Below are 13,267 nucleotides of genomic sequence, written 5' to 3'. Positions count from 1 at the left end.
AAGCCGGGCTCGACGCTGTTCCTGGTATGGGCGCAGGGGCGGCAGGATTCCGGCGTTCGTGAACGACTTCAGCTTCCGCCGCGACTTCCAGGACATCTTCCGTCAGCACCCGGACAACACGCTGCTGCTCAAGATTTCGTACTGGATTAATCCATAAGCAACAAAAGGAGTCAGTCGATCGACTTGCCGTGCCCCGAGGCGGCGCCGACGATCGCGCCGAGCCCGATCAGCAGAATGCTCGCCAGCGGAATGACCGGCGTCGACAGATTGTTGGTGGCGACCAGTGCTGCGAGGAGAAGGCCGAGTATCCCGCCGAGGGTCGCACCCCAGAATCGCTTTGGTCCGATTATCTCCCGCTTCAGCGCAATTCGCGTTGCGGCCGCGACGCCGATGATTCCGCCGATGATCGCGCCTGCGTAGAGGCCCGTCCCGCCGAATGCGTTTCCGATGACGGAACCCAGAAACGTCGCAATTCCGGCGAGGAAGCAGACGAGGACAAAAAGGAGAACGGTCTTGCGACTCATTTGAACACCTCCGCTACGATCAGGGCCGCATCAATTTACTCGCCCTGATCGTGGGAGGTGCGTGACTGTCTCCTATTGTCCGCGCGCTACGGCCGGCACGGCGTTGGCCTTCAGCATCGCGTCGATCTCGGCGCTCGCCACTCGGCGGGGAACACGCCACCGGCCATTCTCGATCGTACCGGACGGAACGCTGACGGAGGCGACGCCGCCGCGCGAGTCGATCGTTACGAGAGCCGTAGCCGCATGCGATCCGGCCTGCTTGCTGGTGATCACCAGCATCCAGGTTCCCTGAGCCGGCTTCTGCCAGCGCACGGCATAGATGCCGGTCTGGGTGAGACGGCGGATGTCGAGCGGCATGGTCTGCCGTCGACCGTTGACGATTCCCTCCGCCGTACCGGTGAGCTCGTACGACCTCAGATCGCCGTGGTGATAGGTGCGGACGGTGAGAAGTGCATCCCGCGTTGCCGGATCGTGGGGATTGACGGGGTACTCGATGGCAATCCACGGCGGACCGGCGACCGCCGCCGTAGAAACGGCGACTGTCAGTCCGGCGAGGAGAGCCAGCTTTCGAATTGGTGAGCGCATGATGGGACTCCGATCAGAGAGGCTTTTTCTTCTGCGGCGTCAGACGGATTGTCTGGCGTCTTGCACCTGATAGGATGCCAGTCGGCGGGCTGAGGTTGAGACGAACTGCAGTTTGCAGTTTCGTTACTTGGCTATCCTCAGCGTCACCGGCCCTTTGAACGACCGAACCGTTATCCGGGCCCCCCCGGAGGCGTTCATCATCACCAGCTCCGACCCGCGACCGTAACGACCCTTCGCCGGCCGGCCGAAATTGAGCTCGTTCGAGATCGCCCCCGCGATGGACGCGATGTCGAAGTCCGCGCCCGTGCGCCTCGGGATGGCGATGTCGAGAGTGCCGCTGTGCGTGTTGAAGTCTATGGCCGCTCCCTTCTCGATATCGGCGTTGAAGCGGATTGGTCCCGTAACAGTTTCGATCTTGGCGCGTTCGAACTTCCCGCTTCCTTCCGCGGGCACGGAGTTGACGGTTATTCCGCCACTGACCGTCGAGATGGATAGATCGGAGCTCGACCCATTCAATGTCACAGTTCCGCTCGCACTCTTCGCACGCAGCCAGCCAGGCTTCCCGTTGACCTCGATGTCGCCGTCTATTGCTTCTGCATTCAACTCCGCCGGCTTTCCCGATACACGAATCCTTCCCCCCACGACGTACAGATCGAGCTCGCCGGTTACGCCCGACACTTCGATCTCCGCAGTCGCTGTCTTCACCCACACCTTGGCCCCCGCTGGGACCATCACGTCCAGGCGGCTCGGCTGCGGATTGCGGTCGTTCATCGGCTCGACGAACATCTTCATCCCCTGCGCGCTACCGCCCATGAAAACCTTGTCGCCCTTGGGAACCGATCCGCGGAGTGCCACCGAGTCGCGATTCCAGCCGGTTACGCGCACGCTCCCGACGAGATTGGAGATCCGGACCGAGCCATCAGCATCGAGCCGCAGCCCGCGCTCGACTTTTACCTGCGATTCCGCGACAGTAGCAAAGATTGAAAGCGCAGCGACGCAGAGTAGCGCCTGGCGAAGCATCCTCAACCCCGGGCCATCTCGGTGGTTCGCTTCAACAGATCCACCTTCTGCTCGTACGAGTTGGCTAGCATCTGAATGAGCGTCCTGTTGGCGGGATCCGCCGCGAGCGCGTTCCTCGCCTCGAGGATCGCCGTGTCTATCACCTTGATACTCTCGCGCAGCTTGGCGATCGTCTCCGGGGAGAGCGACCCCTGCTCTGACTCGAGCGTCGCCGAGAGATCGTTGACTGCTCTCAGATAATCGCTCTCGACGACAGTGAATTGCGCCAACGACGCCGGGCCATTGCTGTCGGTCGCGATCGCTGCCATGCGCGATCGGTTTGCAGTATCCACACCGGATCCGTCACTCGCACGCCGGCCGATCGCAATCGCCGTCACCGCCGACGAGCTGGCAACCAGCACGACTGCAGCGGCCGCGAGGAAGACGGGACGCTGCCAGAAGGCCATTCGTCCTCTGTGCCGCGATCCTGACTCAACGCCTGCGTTCGCGCCTGCACCCCCCCTCCCGATTGCGCTTTCGCCCGCTTCGATCGCCGCTCGAATGTTCATCCACGCGTCCGGTGGCGGCTCGATGCTCCTCGGCAGCGCCGATACCTCGTCCATCAACTTGCGAAGCCTGGCTTCGTCTATCGTATCGTCTGTCATCTGTCCAATGCCTGTATGAGAAGCTTGTGCGCGCGATGGAGCTGCGCTTTCACCGTTCCGACCGCGACGCCGAGCTGCTCCGCGATCTCCTGGTGCTGGTACCCTTCGATGTCGTGCAACACGAACGCCGTTCGCGCTCCTGCCGGGAGCCTGGCGATCGCCCGCTCCAGATCGATCCTGAGCTCCGGCGAATCGCCCGGTGCGAAAGCGCCGATCTGGCTCGTGTCCTCCATCGGCAGCACCCGCGCGACCCGGCGCTTGTCGCTCCGCGCGTTCTCTAGCATTGCGTTCACCGCAAGCCGGTGCAGCCACGACGAGAACGCGGATTCGCCCCGGAACTTCCCGAGATTCTTCCACGCCCGGACGAACACGTCCTGCATCAGCTCGGCGGCGGCGGTTTGCTCGCCGCCCATGAGCCGCAGGCAGAGCGCGTAGACTCTGCCTGAGTGCTCATTGTAGATGAGCTCGAAGGCATCGACGTCGCCGTTCTGCGCCCGGCCGATGAGGGCCCGACTCGATTCGTCACCGCTCCAGTTGGCCTGCAACGGAATCGTCGATTCCCTCAGCGCTGAGTGTCGGGTCATTCGCCTTCAACGTATGATGCCGGCCAGGGTTCCTGGGTTTAAATTAGCCCGGCTAACTCGACGGAGCGGCAGCCTGCCCGATTTGCGCGATCAGCTTCAGGGGACGCTTGGCAGTGCTTACATCCTCGAGCATGAGCTCGGGGGCGGCGGCATGTCGCGCGTCTTTGAGGCGAACGACACGACTCTCGATCGTAAGGTCGTCATCAAGGTTCTTCCACCCGAGCTCGCCGCTGCGGTGAGTCTGGATCGATTCAAGCGGGAGATCCAGGTTGCCGCAAAGCTCCAGCATCCCAACATCGTTCCGGTTCTCAGCTCCGGTGCCACGGAAGGGCTGCCGTATTACATGATGCCGCTCGTCGAGGGTGAATCGCTGCAGGCCCGACTGGCGAGGGACGGCGCGCTGCCCGTACACGATGTCATCCGGATTCTTCGAGATGTGCTCTCCGCTCTCGCGTACGCTCACGACCATGGGATAGTTCACCGCGATATCAAGCCCGACAACGTGCTTCTGGCGAAGTACGCTTCGCAGGTCACTGACTTTGGCATCGCCAAGGCGCTGACGGCAGCAGCCGCGCCGGGAAGCTTCGTCACATCGCTCGGAGTTGCGCTCGGGAGTCCGGCGTACATGGCACCGGAGCAGGTGGCCGCTGATCCTTCGCTCGATCATCGCGCGGATATCTACGCGGTCGGTGCGATCGCTTACGAGATGATATCAGGATCGTCGTTGTTTCCTGGACGCAGTCCACAGGCAACTATGGTCGCGCATGCGATCGAGCGACCAAAGCCGCTGGAGGTGAAACAACTCTCAGCCCCGGATGGCCTGGCGGCTTTGATCATGCGCGCCATCGAAAAGAACCCCGCCGCCAGGCCGCAATCAGCGGAAGAAATGTTGGACGGGCTCAACGCGCTCTCCAGCCCGGCTGCAGGGAGCAAGCCGGCCATAGATCCGAAGCCTGAACGGTAACTCACTGCGGCTTGTTTGTGCGCTCGCGCACCCTCTTGTAGACAATCCATCCGGCAAACGCGAGCACGCCGAGTGGGATGAGTATTCCCAGCGCTGCGATTCCCGACGCAATGAATCCGACGAAGTTGCGCCACGCACGGCGAATCGCCTCCGCAATCGGGTTCTGGCCCGGTGACTGCCCGAGAATCGGCATCGGCTCGTGCAGCGTGACGGAGAGTGTGCTCACAGCAACGCGTGACTTGAGGAAGCGCAGCCGGCCTTCGTAACGCTCGATCTCCTCGCGAACTCGTGCCAGCTCGCGCTCCACCGAGAGAACATCCTGAAGTCTTCCGGTCCTGTTGGCGAGCAGCTCGATCAACCGCTCCTCCAACCGCCGGGCATTGCTAACACGCGCGGTGATGTCCACGAATTCCTCGCCAACATCCTCAGCGGTCGCGTTCACTGACTCGACCTTGCCGACAGTGCCGAGCCCGTTGAGCGCCTGGTCGAATCGCTGCGCGGGAATCTTGAGCTCGAGCGTCGCTGTGGGCACCTGGTCGCGCCCGCCGATCATCGACGAGTTGGCGACGTACCCGCCGAGCTGGGTTGCAAGCTGCCGGAGCTTCACGATTGCCGGATCGAGCTTTTCGACTTCGACGGTTGCGTGGCCGTTTCGGATGACCATCGTCGGAGCGATGTCGCCCGACGCGGATGTGCCGAGATTGACGCTGGAGCCAGATTGTTTGACGGCCTGATTTGCGGCGTCCGAAGCCGTTGCCTCCTGCGGTGCAGCCTGAGCTGCCATGTCACGCTCCGCACGCCGCGATGGCGGGCCGGCGATTCCGTTGCCGGCTTCCGGTGCGCCGGCGATTTTTCCTTGAACCTGCAATGATCTGGAGTCAGCTACGGCTGCCGTGCCCACGGCGGATCCGTCCTCTGATTTTCCACCACTACAGGCAGCCAGCAGCATCACTGCCGCGGCTGATATTAGTGCTCTCATTTAGCTCCACTCTGGTTAGTGCTGAATATGAGACGCAAGAGCGAGTCAGACTTGCACAGTGCTCAGCCTCTCATGGATGCCGGAAACGCGGATTACTCTAGGATTTGGCCACTCGATGCATGAAGAATGTCGTTATCCGCACGTGCTCAGTATGCGCAGCCATTGGGAGGGAGAAGTCCGGACAATCTTTTTAGCGCAAGTCTTCGACGAGGTTACACCTGCACGGTCGGCCTATTTACGGCTGCCGTGGCTCTGCCAATGCATTGATATAGCGTTTCTGTATGTCGAGAAAAACGAACCCGACATCGTATTGAGTCGGCCCTCCGTTGAACCCGCCAAAGCTTGTTAGCGAAATCACGTCGAATCCATTAACCTGGAATGTGAACTCGGCGAGGACAGCGTGATCACCGCAAAAGCCTAGCCCTCGCAGGACAGCACCGTAGTTCACGATAAGGAATTTGATATTGGCGAGCGACGCCAAACTCTCGACCCGAAGGGCAGATGGCTCGAGTGGCTGGTATTGGAAGGCAAACTCGTGTCGATTATTTCCAGTCTCGTGGTACTGAACGGCCAAGTCAACGTTGGCCAGTTCGAAAACCGTTCCGGTGTTAGTCTGGAGTTTTATCAGCGTTCCGATACGCGGATTTGAGGGATCAATTTCTGGTGCGGAATAATCTCGGAGTCTGATAGGGCGATCGCATTCGACGCGCGTCCTTGCCGAAATGGAGTGCACAAGAACCGACTGACGACTGAACTCATCGAGGATTCGATTTTTTTGGCCAAGTTCCTGGTTGGCTGTGGACAGGCTGTTTCTGGTAGTGCTAAGCTCGGCTTCCGTGCGGGCGAGGGTTTCCGACAATCCAGAGATTCGTACTCGGGCGTGAACGACCCACGCCGCGAGGGCGACGACGACAAGCCATGGTATCACGATAGCGGGCCTCATGACCAGTTTTTCACGGTCCAGTAAGTTCGGATTCGACGCGGCTCGACTCAAGCTCGGCTTGGCGATCGCGATCCTCGCTCTGGCCCTGACGGCCTGCGTTGGGGCTATTGCGGTTCGTGGCGCACTCGGGGGACTTGGGCGTGCCGCCGCGGGAAGCGTAACGGCACGCGCGGCGCTGGGAACCGGCATTCGCATCGGCGGCGGGCTCGCCTCTAGAGGAAGTCTTCGGGCCGCTCTCGCAGAGTTGACCGCTGGAGGTCGGATAAGGCCGACGGTGCTGATTGACAATGCGGGCAGGTTTCACGTCGCCGGACGACACCTGCTAACGCTCGAAGCTAGCGGGGACCTCGTGCTACCGGGTTCGACAACTGCAAGGACAATTGTTGGTCGTTTTCGGAATGGCAAGATATGGCAACCCGCGATTGATGGTTCCAGCTGGGAGCCAATTGGGCGCGTAGTTGCGTACTCGAACGGCTTACGGATGCCATTGCGCAGCGGGCCATCAGCGTCTGCGCGAGTCGTTGCGAACCTACGACGCGGAACGACTGCGGAGCTTTTGCAGAGACGGGGCGATTGGTTTGAGATCCGACTGTCGGACGGCACTAGCGGTTGGGCCTGGGGCCACCTCGTGGCGTTGGCCACTTTGCTTGGGATTGATGAGCGGGAAGACGATCGCCCTGTCGTCGAAGGCTATTTACCTCAGGCCCACTTGACGGTGAGGTCGGGACAGTCCTTCTGGGCGCGGAATGTACAGGTTCTTGATGGAATGGTCACGGGGCTCGATGCGCAAAACGCGCGGTTTGCCATCGACCAATCCATTGTCAAGAGAATTAACCCCGTCGAGGATGAGGCGGTTGAGGTGGACTGGGCACATCAAGCGCGAGTGGTGGAACTCCGAAGCGGGATCTCTCTGAACGCCCACATGTGCTTTCGGCGTGATGACCGCATCGAGGTTCGGCTGTTCCCCGTTATGCAGCTGGAATTCGGTGGCGAGCCGGGGAAGACTCTAGTTCTGGATCCGGAACTAGCTAAGAATTGCTGAGGTGAAAGTCCGGCGACATACGACCTGGCGCCCACAACAATGGAATTACTCATCTTAGGAATCGGCGCCGCTATTGGCTTTTTTGCGGGTCGGCGCAAAGGGGGCCCGCCATCTAGCACCATGTCTGCCGACAGCATAGGTGTTGCCCGTAAAAAATCCGAATACGACCTAAAGCATTTCGTTCCAGACCTTCAGGGTTATACAAAGGAACTGATTACCAATTTCGGATCGGATTTTCTCCGATGCGCGCCGATTGTATACCCCGCGTTGACCAGCGATGACAGAATTTCGTACGCGAAGGGCATCGTTCGCATTGCCGCAAGACGCTACGGCGTCCAAATCCAGAACCTTGGAATTCGATTCGCCCGGAAATCCGTTGGACGAGAAGCAGGAAGCCTCCGACAAGTGGGTGACCGTTTCTTTCTAGATGTCCTCGAGCTATACAAGGATAATGACGTCGCATTACATGCCATCATTGCGCATGAGATGGCTCACTTTGCGCTGGCTAAAAAGAGTTTGCGAATTGAGGACAAACAGAAGAACGAGGAGCTGACGGATGCGCTCACTGTCCTGGCAGGCTTCGGACCTATCGTTCTCCAAGCTTACTATACGGAAATCAACGTACAAAATGAGAGGGTCGAAGCGTGCGCGATTTTTGGACTCGGTTACCTACATCCATCCGCACTTGCTTATCTGACGCTCATTCAGGCCGAAGTATCGGGGGTGAGGGGAAAGCTAGACGAGAAATTTGACTCGCCTTGGATGACCGAGCCCCGAGTTTTGTGGCAACAACTCAGCGAACGGCAAAGGTCCACAGAAAATGCCTCGGGCTTAACTGCTTGCTTGATTTGCAGCGAACTGCTTGCGCCGCCGGACCCAGGAACTAGTCAGATGACGACCTGCAGACTCTGCCGCTACACACAGTACTATCCACTCCAAACCCCAAAAACTGAGTCGCCGCCTGACCGGTAGGACGCTGCCACGGGCAACACCCTAGCATGCCCGGTGCATAGACGACTACCGACTTGCACGCGAGGTCATATCGCCTCGACGTTACACGCCATCTGGCCCGCTTCGGTCGCCACTACGCCACGCGTTCTGCGAGCAGCCGAAGTTCATCCAGAGAAGGGCTCGACGCATCGTCGGGCTCAGCGGGAACGGGAGGCTTACCACGACTTAATCGGACGGCGTTAATCAGCTCTGCGGTAACGTTGGGTGCCTCGGATTCGGCTGGATAGCCATCGATCATCCAGGTTTCCGGCTCAACGCCAATCACGACGAGAGGTACAATCAATGTCAAACGGGAATGTGCTAGTTCCCTGACTGCTCGTTCGAAATAGGCGATGTTGCCACCGATGATGCCCGCGAATCGCTTGGTAGATACAACCATGATGCCGACATCTGCCTGCTCGCGCGCAAGGGAGATCGCCATTTTGTAGATATCGTAGGTATACCGCGCCACATTTCCGAATTGGACTTCCACCTCGATTCTGTCCTTCCGATAATCGGAGCGAAGGCCGCTCTTGCCACTTTGATCGTCTGGATCTGCATTGATTATCAACGGATGCCAATCCCAATCCCGTGTGATGCACAGTTCGTTGTCGAGCCACCGATTCATTGCCGACGGAGCGACGACGTGCTGAATTGAGGTTTTTTTGGTCTTGGCTGATCGATACGGTGGTAACCAAGGAAGGACATCCATAAACTCGTGGAAGGAATCGCGGAATTGGGGACTCTCCAGAATGTCCTTGCCGTTCCGATGATTGAAAGTGTCTACAATCCTCATCGGCGGAGTGGCTTTACGCTTGTGCGATGGGCTCACAGCAGCGTGCGCTGCGGATGATCGAACGGATTTTGTAGGATCTTCTCGTTACCGCTTGGCTTGTGGACGGCTCGCCCCATGGGGCGCGTTCGAAGCAATCCAGCTGTAGCGGCGGAAACTCTTTCCCTTGCTACGTCAACGTATTCTGCAACGATCTCCGCGCCCATCCCCTTGCGACCATGTCGCACAGCAGCGGCGAGCGCGGTGCCGACTCCCATATAGGGATCGAGCACCCAATCACCAGGACGAGTCATCGCGAGCACAAGTCGCTCTACGAGCTCGACGGGAAACTGACAGGGGTGAATCGTTTTCTCGACATGATTGTGTTTGACATTCGGAATGATCCATACGTCACCGGGATTCTTCCCCAATGGATTGCCTGAATACTGCCCAGTTTTTGGACCCTTGAAATGCTTTTTCCCAGGATACTTCTGTGGAACACGCACCGGATCAAGATTGAAAACGTAGTCATCCGACTTTGTCAGCCACATGACGGTCTCATAGCGGCCAGAAAACCGCCGCGAGCAATGCAACCCGTGCTCGAAGTGCCAAACAATACGATTTCGCATTTTGAGGCCAAGTCGGCGGAAGACTGGCCATAACGCCACATCGAGCGGAGTGATCTCATTGTTCTCTACATAGTTGCCGACCTGCCAGCAGATCGAGCCATCATCAGTGAGGACGCGGACACACTCTTTAATTACTCGTTCCTGTCCATCCAGATAATCCTCGAGCTTTACCCGTTTTTCATAACGCTTGCCGATATTGTATGGGGGGGAGGTCACAACCAAGCGCGCCGTTCGATCCGGTAGCCTCCCCAAAAAATCCAAGCAGTCACCATGATGCAGAACTGCGTCGGCATCTGGAGAGAAATCGGATGCAAGATGCGAAACTCTGCGCTTGCCATTCAGTTCCGGCCCTAGCTCGCGGACGCGGTTGACTCGCTTACTCTTCATGCTCTCACTCCGAGACTGTCGAACTCGTGATGGCTGTAAAACTATTCTGAAACGTGGTTGCGGCTCGCCACCAGCGCGTACCAATTCCTCGCCGTTGTCAATCTTATGTCCTTAACGGTGTCGTTCCTACATGTCCCGATGCCGTTCTTAGAGGCGACAAGCCGCCTCAAGCCGCCGACGGATCGAATCTTCGGGCAGCGGTCCAACCACGGACCCTGGGGTACGATGACGCTCGCCGCTCCTCCACTAAGGCAGGAAGGCGCTTTCGAGCGACGCCTGTCACCACAGAATATGGAGTACGCCGACCAATAGAGGCTACCGCATAATCTCTCGGATGCGCACGCACTCTAGGGCTGATTTGGTGTTGCCCTCGGATTTCTGAGTTGTCGATTGAGCTTAGTTCTTAGCCGGCCGTGATCGGATAGACGTGCCGGTGTTGCGCGATGCGGTATGAGCCGAGACGGTAGCAATCGAGCGGACGCGCCGTCGACGCTGTCCATACGTACGTCCGATTTGTCGGTGATTAGGTGCTGTTGGCTGTGGGTTAACAGAACGCTGAAGCTGCGACGTTATGTCGCCGCTTTACTTACCTCATCGATCCCCGATATTACAACTTAGGAGTTCTGCCTATGGGATTAGCAGACTGGTTCAGCCAATTCAATACGAATATTCAAGTGACCCAAGGCGACACGATCTCCTCGCGTTACAGGCAAATCACGCAGCGCCTCAATACTGAGTTTTGGAACACGACGTCAGACACTTCTCACAGTTTGTATGCCGGATCGTACGGCCGAGGCACCGCAATCGAAGGCTTCAGTGACCTTGACATGATTTGTGAACTACCCGCTTCATTGTACAAACGGTATGACGAGTATGTCGGCAACGGGCAATCCGCATTACTTCAGGCGGTGAGAACGGCGATTTCGAAAACCTATTCCACGACCTCCATTCGCGCAGACGGACAGGTCATCCTGGTCCCATTCACCGATGGCATCACATTCGAGGTTGTGCCGGCATTCGTGAATAACGCTGGCAGCTACACTTACCCCGATGCTAACGGTGGAGGTAGCTGGAAGACAACAAATCCGCGCCCCGAGAGTGCGGCAATCAGGACTCGCAACGAGGCGTGCAACGGCAATTTGGTGCCGCTATGTCGCATGATGCGCGCATGGAAACGAGAATGGGGCGTTGCGATCGGCGGCCTGCTGGTCGACACCTTAGCGTACCAGTTTATCGAAAACTATGCTTATCGAGATAAATCGTATTTTTATTACGACTTCATGTGTCGAGATTTCTTCGAATGGACGGCGGACCTGAGCTCTGACCAAGAATATTGGAAGGCACCAGGCAGCGGTCAGTACGTTTACGGCAAGGGGTTGTTTCAATACAAGGCTCGCCGCTGCGAAAACATTGCGAGAGAGGCCATAAAGCATGAGCAGGCCACACCCAAGCAAGAGTGGTCGGCCAAACAGAAATGGAGAGAGATTTTTGGAACGTCATTCCCAAACTGACGATACGGCCAAATCCCGAGACGTCCTCGAAGGACAGATTCGCGAATGCTACGGACGGATAGTCTATTCCCATAAAACACAAGAGAAGTGCGCAGATATACTTCTAGCTCGCCTCGACCACCTAAAGCTGGCCCAAATCGTATTGGCGGCTTTGAGCACCGCAGGTTTCGTTGGCGTGCTGTTCGGTTCTGCGAAAATTGCCGCGGTTATCGGTATGATACTCTCCGCGGCTTTGCTCGCATTGAACGCGTACATGAAAGATTATGACCTTGGCGCGTTAGCTCAAAAGCACCGTCAAGCCGCCGCTAATCTTTGGCTGATTCGAGAGCAGTATCTCGCCTTGCTCGTAGATATTGCCATGAAAGAGAGGCCACTCGAAAATCTACAAGAGCAGCGGGACCGGCTCCTTAAGGATTTGCATGCCATATACAGTGGTGCTCCGAGTACGAATTTCGAGGCATATCAGAAGGCGCAAAAGGGACTTCAACAGCTGGAGGACATGACATTCTCTGACGCAGAAATCGACGCCTTCTTGCCAAAGGAGCTTAAGCGGTCTCGTTCGGCTTAGAGGCGCGCTGCAAACAAATGGCTGATGACGGCATAACACCTAGTTTAGCCCGACACTCGACTCGTTGGTCAACCACCGTACTCCTATATCCCCGAGCGACTCATGACGGGTGGCCACTCTCTGATAAACCTGGGCGACATTTCGAAGCCCGCCACTGTACTCATTGAGCGCATCTCAGATGCCATCGGGGGCTACTTCCAGCCATACCAGATTCGTCGCATAGCCAAGGCCGAAGCCGACGCCGCCAAGATCGAAGCCTCGGCACAGATCGAGGTGTCCGAACTACAACGCCGCGCGCTACAACGCTTTCTCGTGGAGGAGGCACGTCGTCAGGACAACATGGAAGCGATAACGGCGAAGGCCCTGCCGAATGTTACTGAAGGAGCCGATCCGGCGAAGGTTGAAGATGATTGGATAGCCAATTTCTTCGACAAATGCCGTCTGATTTCCGACGACGAGATGCAGAATCTCTGGGCGCTAGTGCTCGCCGGAGAGGCGAACGCGCCTGGCGCCTACTCCAAGAGGACGGTGGACTTCCTGGCGTCGCTAGATAAGTCCGACGCCGAACTTTTCACCACGCTTTGCCGCTTTGCTTGGCAGTCGGACAGATCCCTACCGCTCATCTACGACACCAACGATCCCATCTACCTCGACGCTGGAATCACATTCGCCAACCTCAGCCATCTCGATGACATCGGTTTGCTCCGCTTCCAGTCCGTAGCGGGATTCCAGCTCCGCCGTCAGCCTCGTCGAATTGTTCTGACGTATTTCGATAGCCTTATCACCCTCGAATTCCCGAAAGACGAAGACAACCACGTAGAGATCGGCCAGGTGTACCTGAGCAACGTCGGTCGGCAGTTGGCTCCGATCTGCAACACGACACCGGTACTCGCGTATCTCGACTACGTGCTGGCTCGTTGGGCGGCGGCTGGCATTGTGTGTTCGTCGCCCCTTCGGCTCCAACGGGCTTCGACGTAGGTCCCGCCGTCCAAGACTCGTATCGAGCGGCTTGCCGTGCTACGGCCGCTCGTGGCCCACCTCAAGGACGCCCGCGTGGTGGATTCACTCAACCCGGCTCTTTCCGTTGCCGTCTCTTTCCGTTGCCGTCTCTCTCGGAGTCGGGTA

At 58.1% G+C, this 13,267-nt stretch carries 15 protein-coding genes; 6 read left to right on the top strand and 9 right to left on the bottom strand.

Annotation, left to right across the window (positions count from 1 at the left end):
• Positions 1-170 precede the first annotated feature (170 nt).
• From VES88_00990 to VES88_00970, 5 genes are all read right to left on the bottom strand, one after another.
• Positions 171-524: a hypothetical protein gene (locus VES88_00990; protein HYN80049.1), complete on the bottom strand. Its 354-nt coding sequence runs from the start codon at positions 522-524 to the stop codon at positions 171-173.
• A gap of 72 nt (positions 525-596) precedes the next feature.
• Positions 597-1,109, bottom strand: coding sequence for a hypothetical protein (locus tag VES88_00985; protein HYN80048.1), 513 nt, complete (start codon positions 1,107-1,109; stop codon positions 597-599).
• Between the two features lie 123 nt (positions 1,110-1,232).
• Complete coding sequence (locus VES88_00980) at positions 1,233-2,135, bottom strand: hypothetical protein (GenBank protein ID HYN80047.1); 903 nt, start codon at positions 2,133-2,135, stop codon at positions 1,233-1,235.
• Positions 2,132-2,773 carry a hypothetical protein gene (locus VES88_00975; GenBank protein ID HYN80046.1) on the bottom strand — a complete coding sequence of 214 codons (642 nt, stop codon included), beginning with the start codon at positions 2,771-2,773 and terminating at the stop codon, positions 2,132-2,134. Before VES88_00975 ends, VES88_00980 begins: the two co-directional genes overlap by 4 nt.
• On the bottom strand, positions 2,770-3,357 hold the full coding sequence (locus VES88_00970) for a sigma-70 family RNA polymerase sigma factor (GenBank protein ID HYN80045.1): 588 nt from the start codon (positions 3,355-3,357) through the stop codon (positions 2,770-2,772). The genes VES88_00975 and VES88_00970 overlap by 4 nt, the downstream gene beginning before the upstream one ends.
• Before the next feature lie 82 nt (positions 3,358-3,439).
• Here VES88_00970 and VES88_00965 point away from each other — a divergent pair, with 82 nt between their 5' ends.
• On the top strand, positions 3,440-4,321 hold the full coding sequence (locus VES88_00965; protein ID HYN80044.1) for a serine/threonine-protein kinase: 882 nt from the start codon (positions 3,440-3,442) through the stop codon (positions 4,319-4,321).
• Between the two features lies 1 nt (position 4,322).
• Here VES88_00965 and VES88_00960 read toward each other — a convergent pair whose 3' ends face one another.
• Complete coding sequence (locus VES88_00960; protein HYN80043.1) at positions 4,323-5,300, bottom strand: DUF4349 domain-containing protein; 978 nt, start codon at positions 5,298-5,300, stop codon at positions 4,323-4,325.
• Between the two features lie 235 nt (positions 5,301-5,535).
• Positions 5,536-6,159, bottom strand: a complete 624-nt coding sequence (locus tag VES88_00955; protein ID HYN80042.1) for a hypothetical protein — start codon at positions 6,157-6,159, stop codon at positions 5,536-5,538.
• A 718-nt stretch (positions 6,160-6,877) separates the two neighbouring features.
• On the opposite strand from VES88_00955, the gene VES88_00950 reads away from it, so the two are divergent.
• Together VES88_00950 and VES88_00945 are read left to right on the top strand one after the other, a co-directional pair.
• Complete coding sequence (locus VES88_00950; protein ID HYN80041.1) at positions 6,878-7,285, top strand: hypothetical protein; 408 nt, start codon at positions 6,878-6,880, stop codon at positions 7,283-7,285.
• A 39-nt stretch (positions 7,286-7,324) separates the two neighbouring features.
• On the top strand, positions 7,325-8,257 hold the full coding sequence (locus VES88_00945) for a hypothetical protein (GenBank protein ID HYN80040.1): 933 nt from the start codon (positions 7,325-7,327) through the stop codon (positions 8,255-8,257).
• Positions 8,258-8,369: 112 nt separating this feature from the next.
• Here VES88_00945 and VES88_00940 read toward each other — a convergent pair whose 3' ends face one another.
• Together VES88_00940 and VES88_00935 are read right to left on the bottom strand one after the other, a co-directional pair.
• Entirely contained in the window at positions 8,370-9,071 is a 702-nt protein-coding gene (locus VES88_00940) for a BglII/BstYI family type II restriction endonuclease (protein ID HYN80039.1), read from the bottom strand.
• Positions 9,072-9,103: 32 nt separating this feature from the next.
• Positions 9,104-10,063: a site-specific DNA-methyltransferase gene (locus VES88_00935; GenBank protein HYN80038.1), complete on the bottom strand. Its 960-nt coding sequence runs from the start codon at positions 10,061-10,063 to the stop codon at positions 9,104-9,106.
• A gap of 629 nt (positions 10,064-10,692) precedes the next feature.
• On the opposite strand from VES88_00935, the gene VES88_00930 reads away from it, so the two are divergent.
• The 3 genes from VES88_00930 to VES88_00920 all read left to right on the top strand — a co-directional run bounded on the left by VES88_00930 (position 10,693) and on the right by VES88_00920 (position 13,120).
• Positions 10,693-11,574: a hypothetical protein gene (locus VES88_00930; protein HYN80037.1), complete on the top strand. Its 882-nt coding sequence runs from the start codon at positions 10,693-10,695 to the stop codon at positions 11,572-11,574.
• On the top strand, positions 11,552-12,142 hold the full coding sequence (locus VES88_00925; protein HYN80036.1) for an SLATT domain-containing protein: 591 nt from the start codon (positions 11,552-11,554) through the stop codon (positions 12,140-12,142). Before VES88_00930 ends, VES88_00925 begins: the two co-directional genes overlap by 23 nt.
• Positions 12,143-12,244: 102 nt before the next feature.
• Positions 12,245-13,120: a DUF2806 domain-containing protein gene (locus VES88_00920; GenBank protein HYN80035.1), complete on the top strand. Its 876-nt coding sequence runs from the start codon at positions 12,245-12,247 to the stop codon at positions 13,118-13,120.
• The last annotated feature ends 147 nt before the right edge of the window (positions 13,121-13,267 follow it).

The organism is Gemmatimonadaceae bacterium (assembly GCA_035633115.1).
In the GTDB taxonomy this organism is placed as follows: domain Bacteria; phylum Gemmatimonadota; class Gemmatimonadetes; order Gemmatimonadales; family Gemmatimonadaceae; genus UBA4720.
This window is presented reverse-complemented; position numbering and strand designations above follow the sequence as displayed.

Bases quoted from the DNA above. Each gene is read 5' to 3' on its own strand.
- VES88_00970 (HYN80045.1), bottom strand. From the start codon at position 3,357: ATGACCCGACACTCAGCGCTGAGGGAATCGACGATTCCGTTGCAGGCC.
- VES88_00935 (HYN80038.1), bottom strand. From the start codon at position 10,063: ATGAAGAGTAAGCGAGTCAACCGCGTCCGCGAGCTAGGGCCGGAACTG.
- VES88_00985 (HYN80048.1), bottom strand. From the start codon at position 1,109: ATGCGCTCACCAATTCGAAAGCTGGCTCTCCTCGCCGGACTGACAGTC.
- VES88_00920 (HYN80035.1), top strand. From the start codon at position 12,245: ATGACGGGTGGCCACTCTCTGATAAACCTGGGCGACATTTCGAAGCCC.
- VES88_00975 (HYN80046.1), bottom strand. From the start codon at position 2,773: ATGACAGACGATACGATAGACGAAGCCAGGCTTCGCAAGTTGATGGAC.
- VES88_00940 (HYN80039.1), bottom strand. From the start codon at position 9,071: ATGAGGATTGTAGACACTTTCAATCATCGGAACGGCAAGGACATTCTG.
- VES88_00945 (HYN80040.1), top strand. From the start codon at position 7,325: ATGGAATTACTCATCTTAGGAATCGGCGCCGCTATTGGCTTTTTTGCG.
- VES88_00960 (HYN80043.1), bottom strand. From the start codon at position 5,300: ATGAGAGCACTAATATCAGCCGCGGCAGTGATGCTGCTGGCTGCCTGT.
- VES88_00930 (HYN80037.1), top strand. From the start codon at position 10,693: ATGGGATTAGCAGACTGGTTCAGCCAATTCAATACGAATATTCAAGTG.
- VES88_00990 (HYN80049.1), bottom strand. From the start codon at position 524: ATGAGTCGCAAGACCGTTCTCCTTTTTGTCCTCGTCTGCTTCCTCGCC.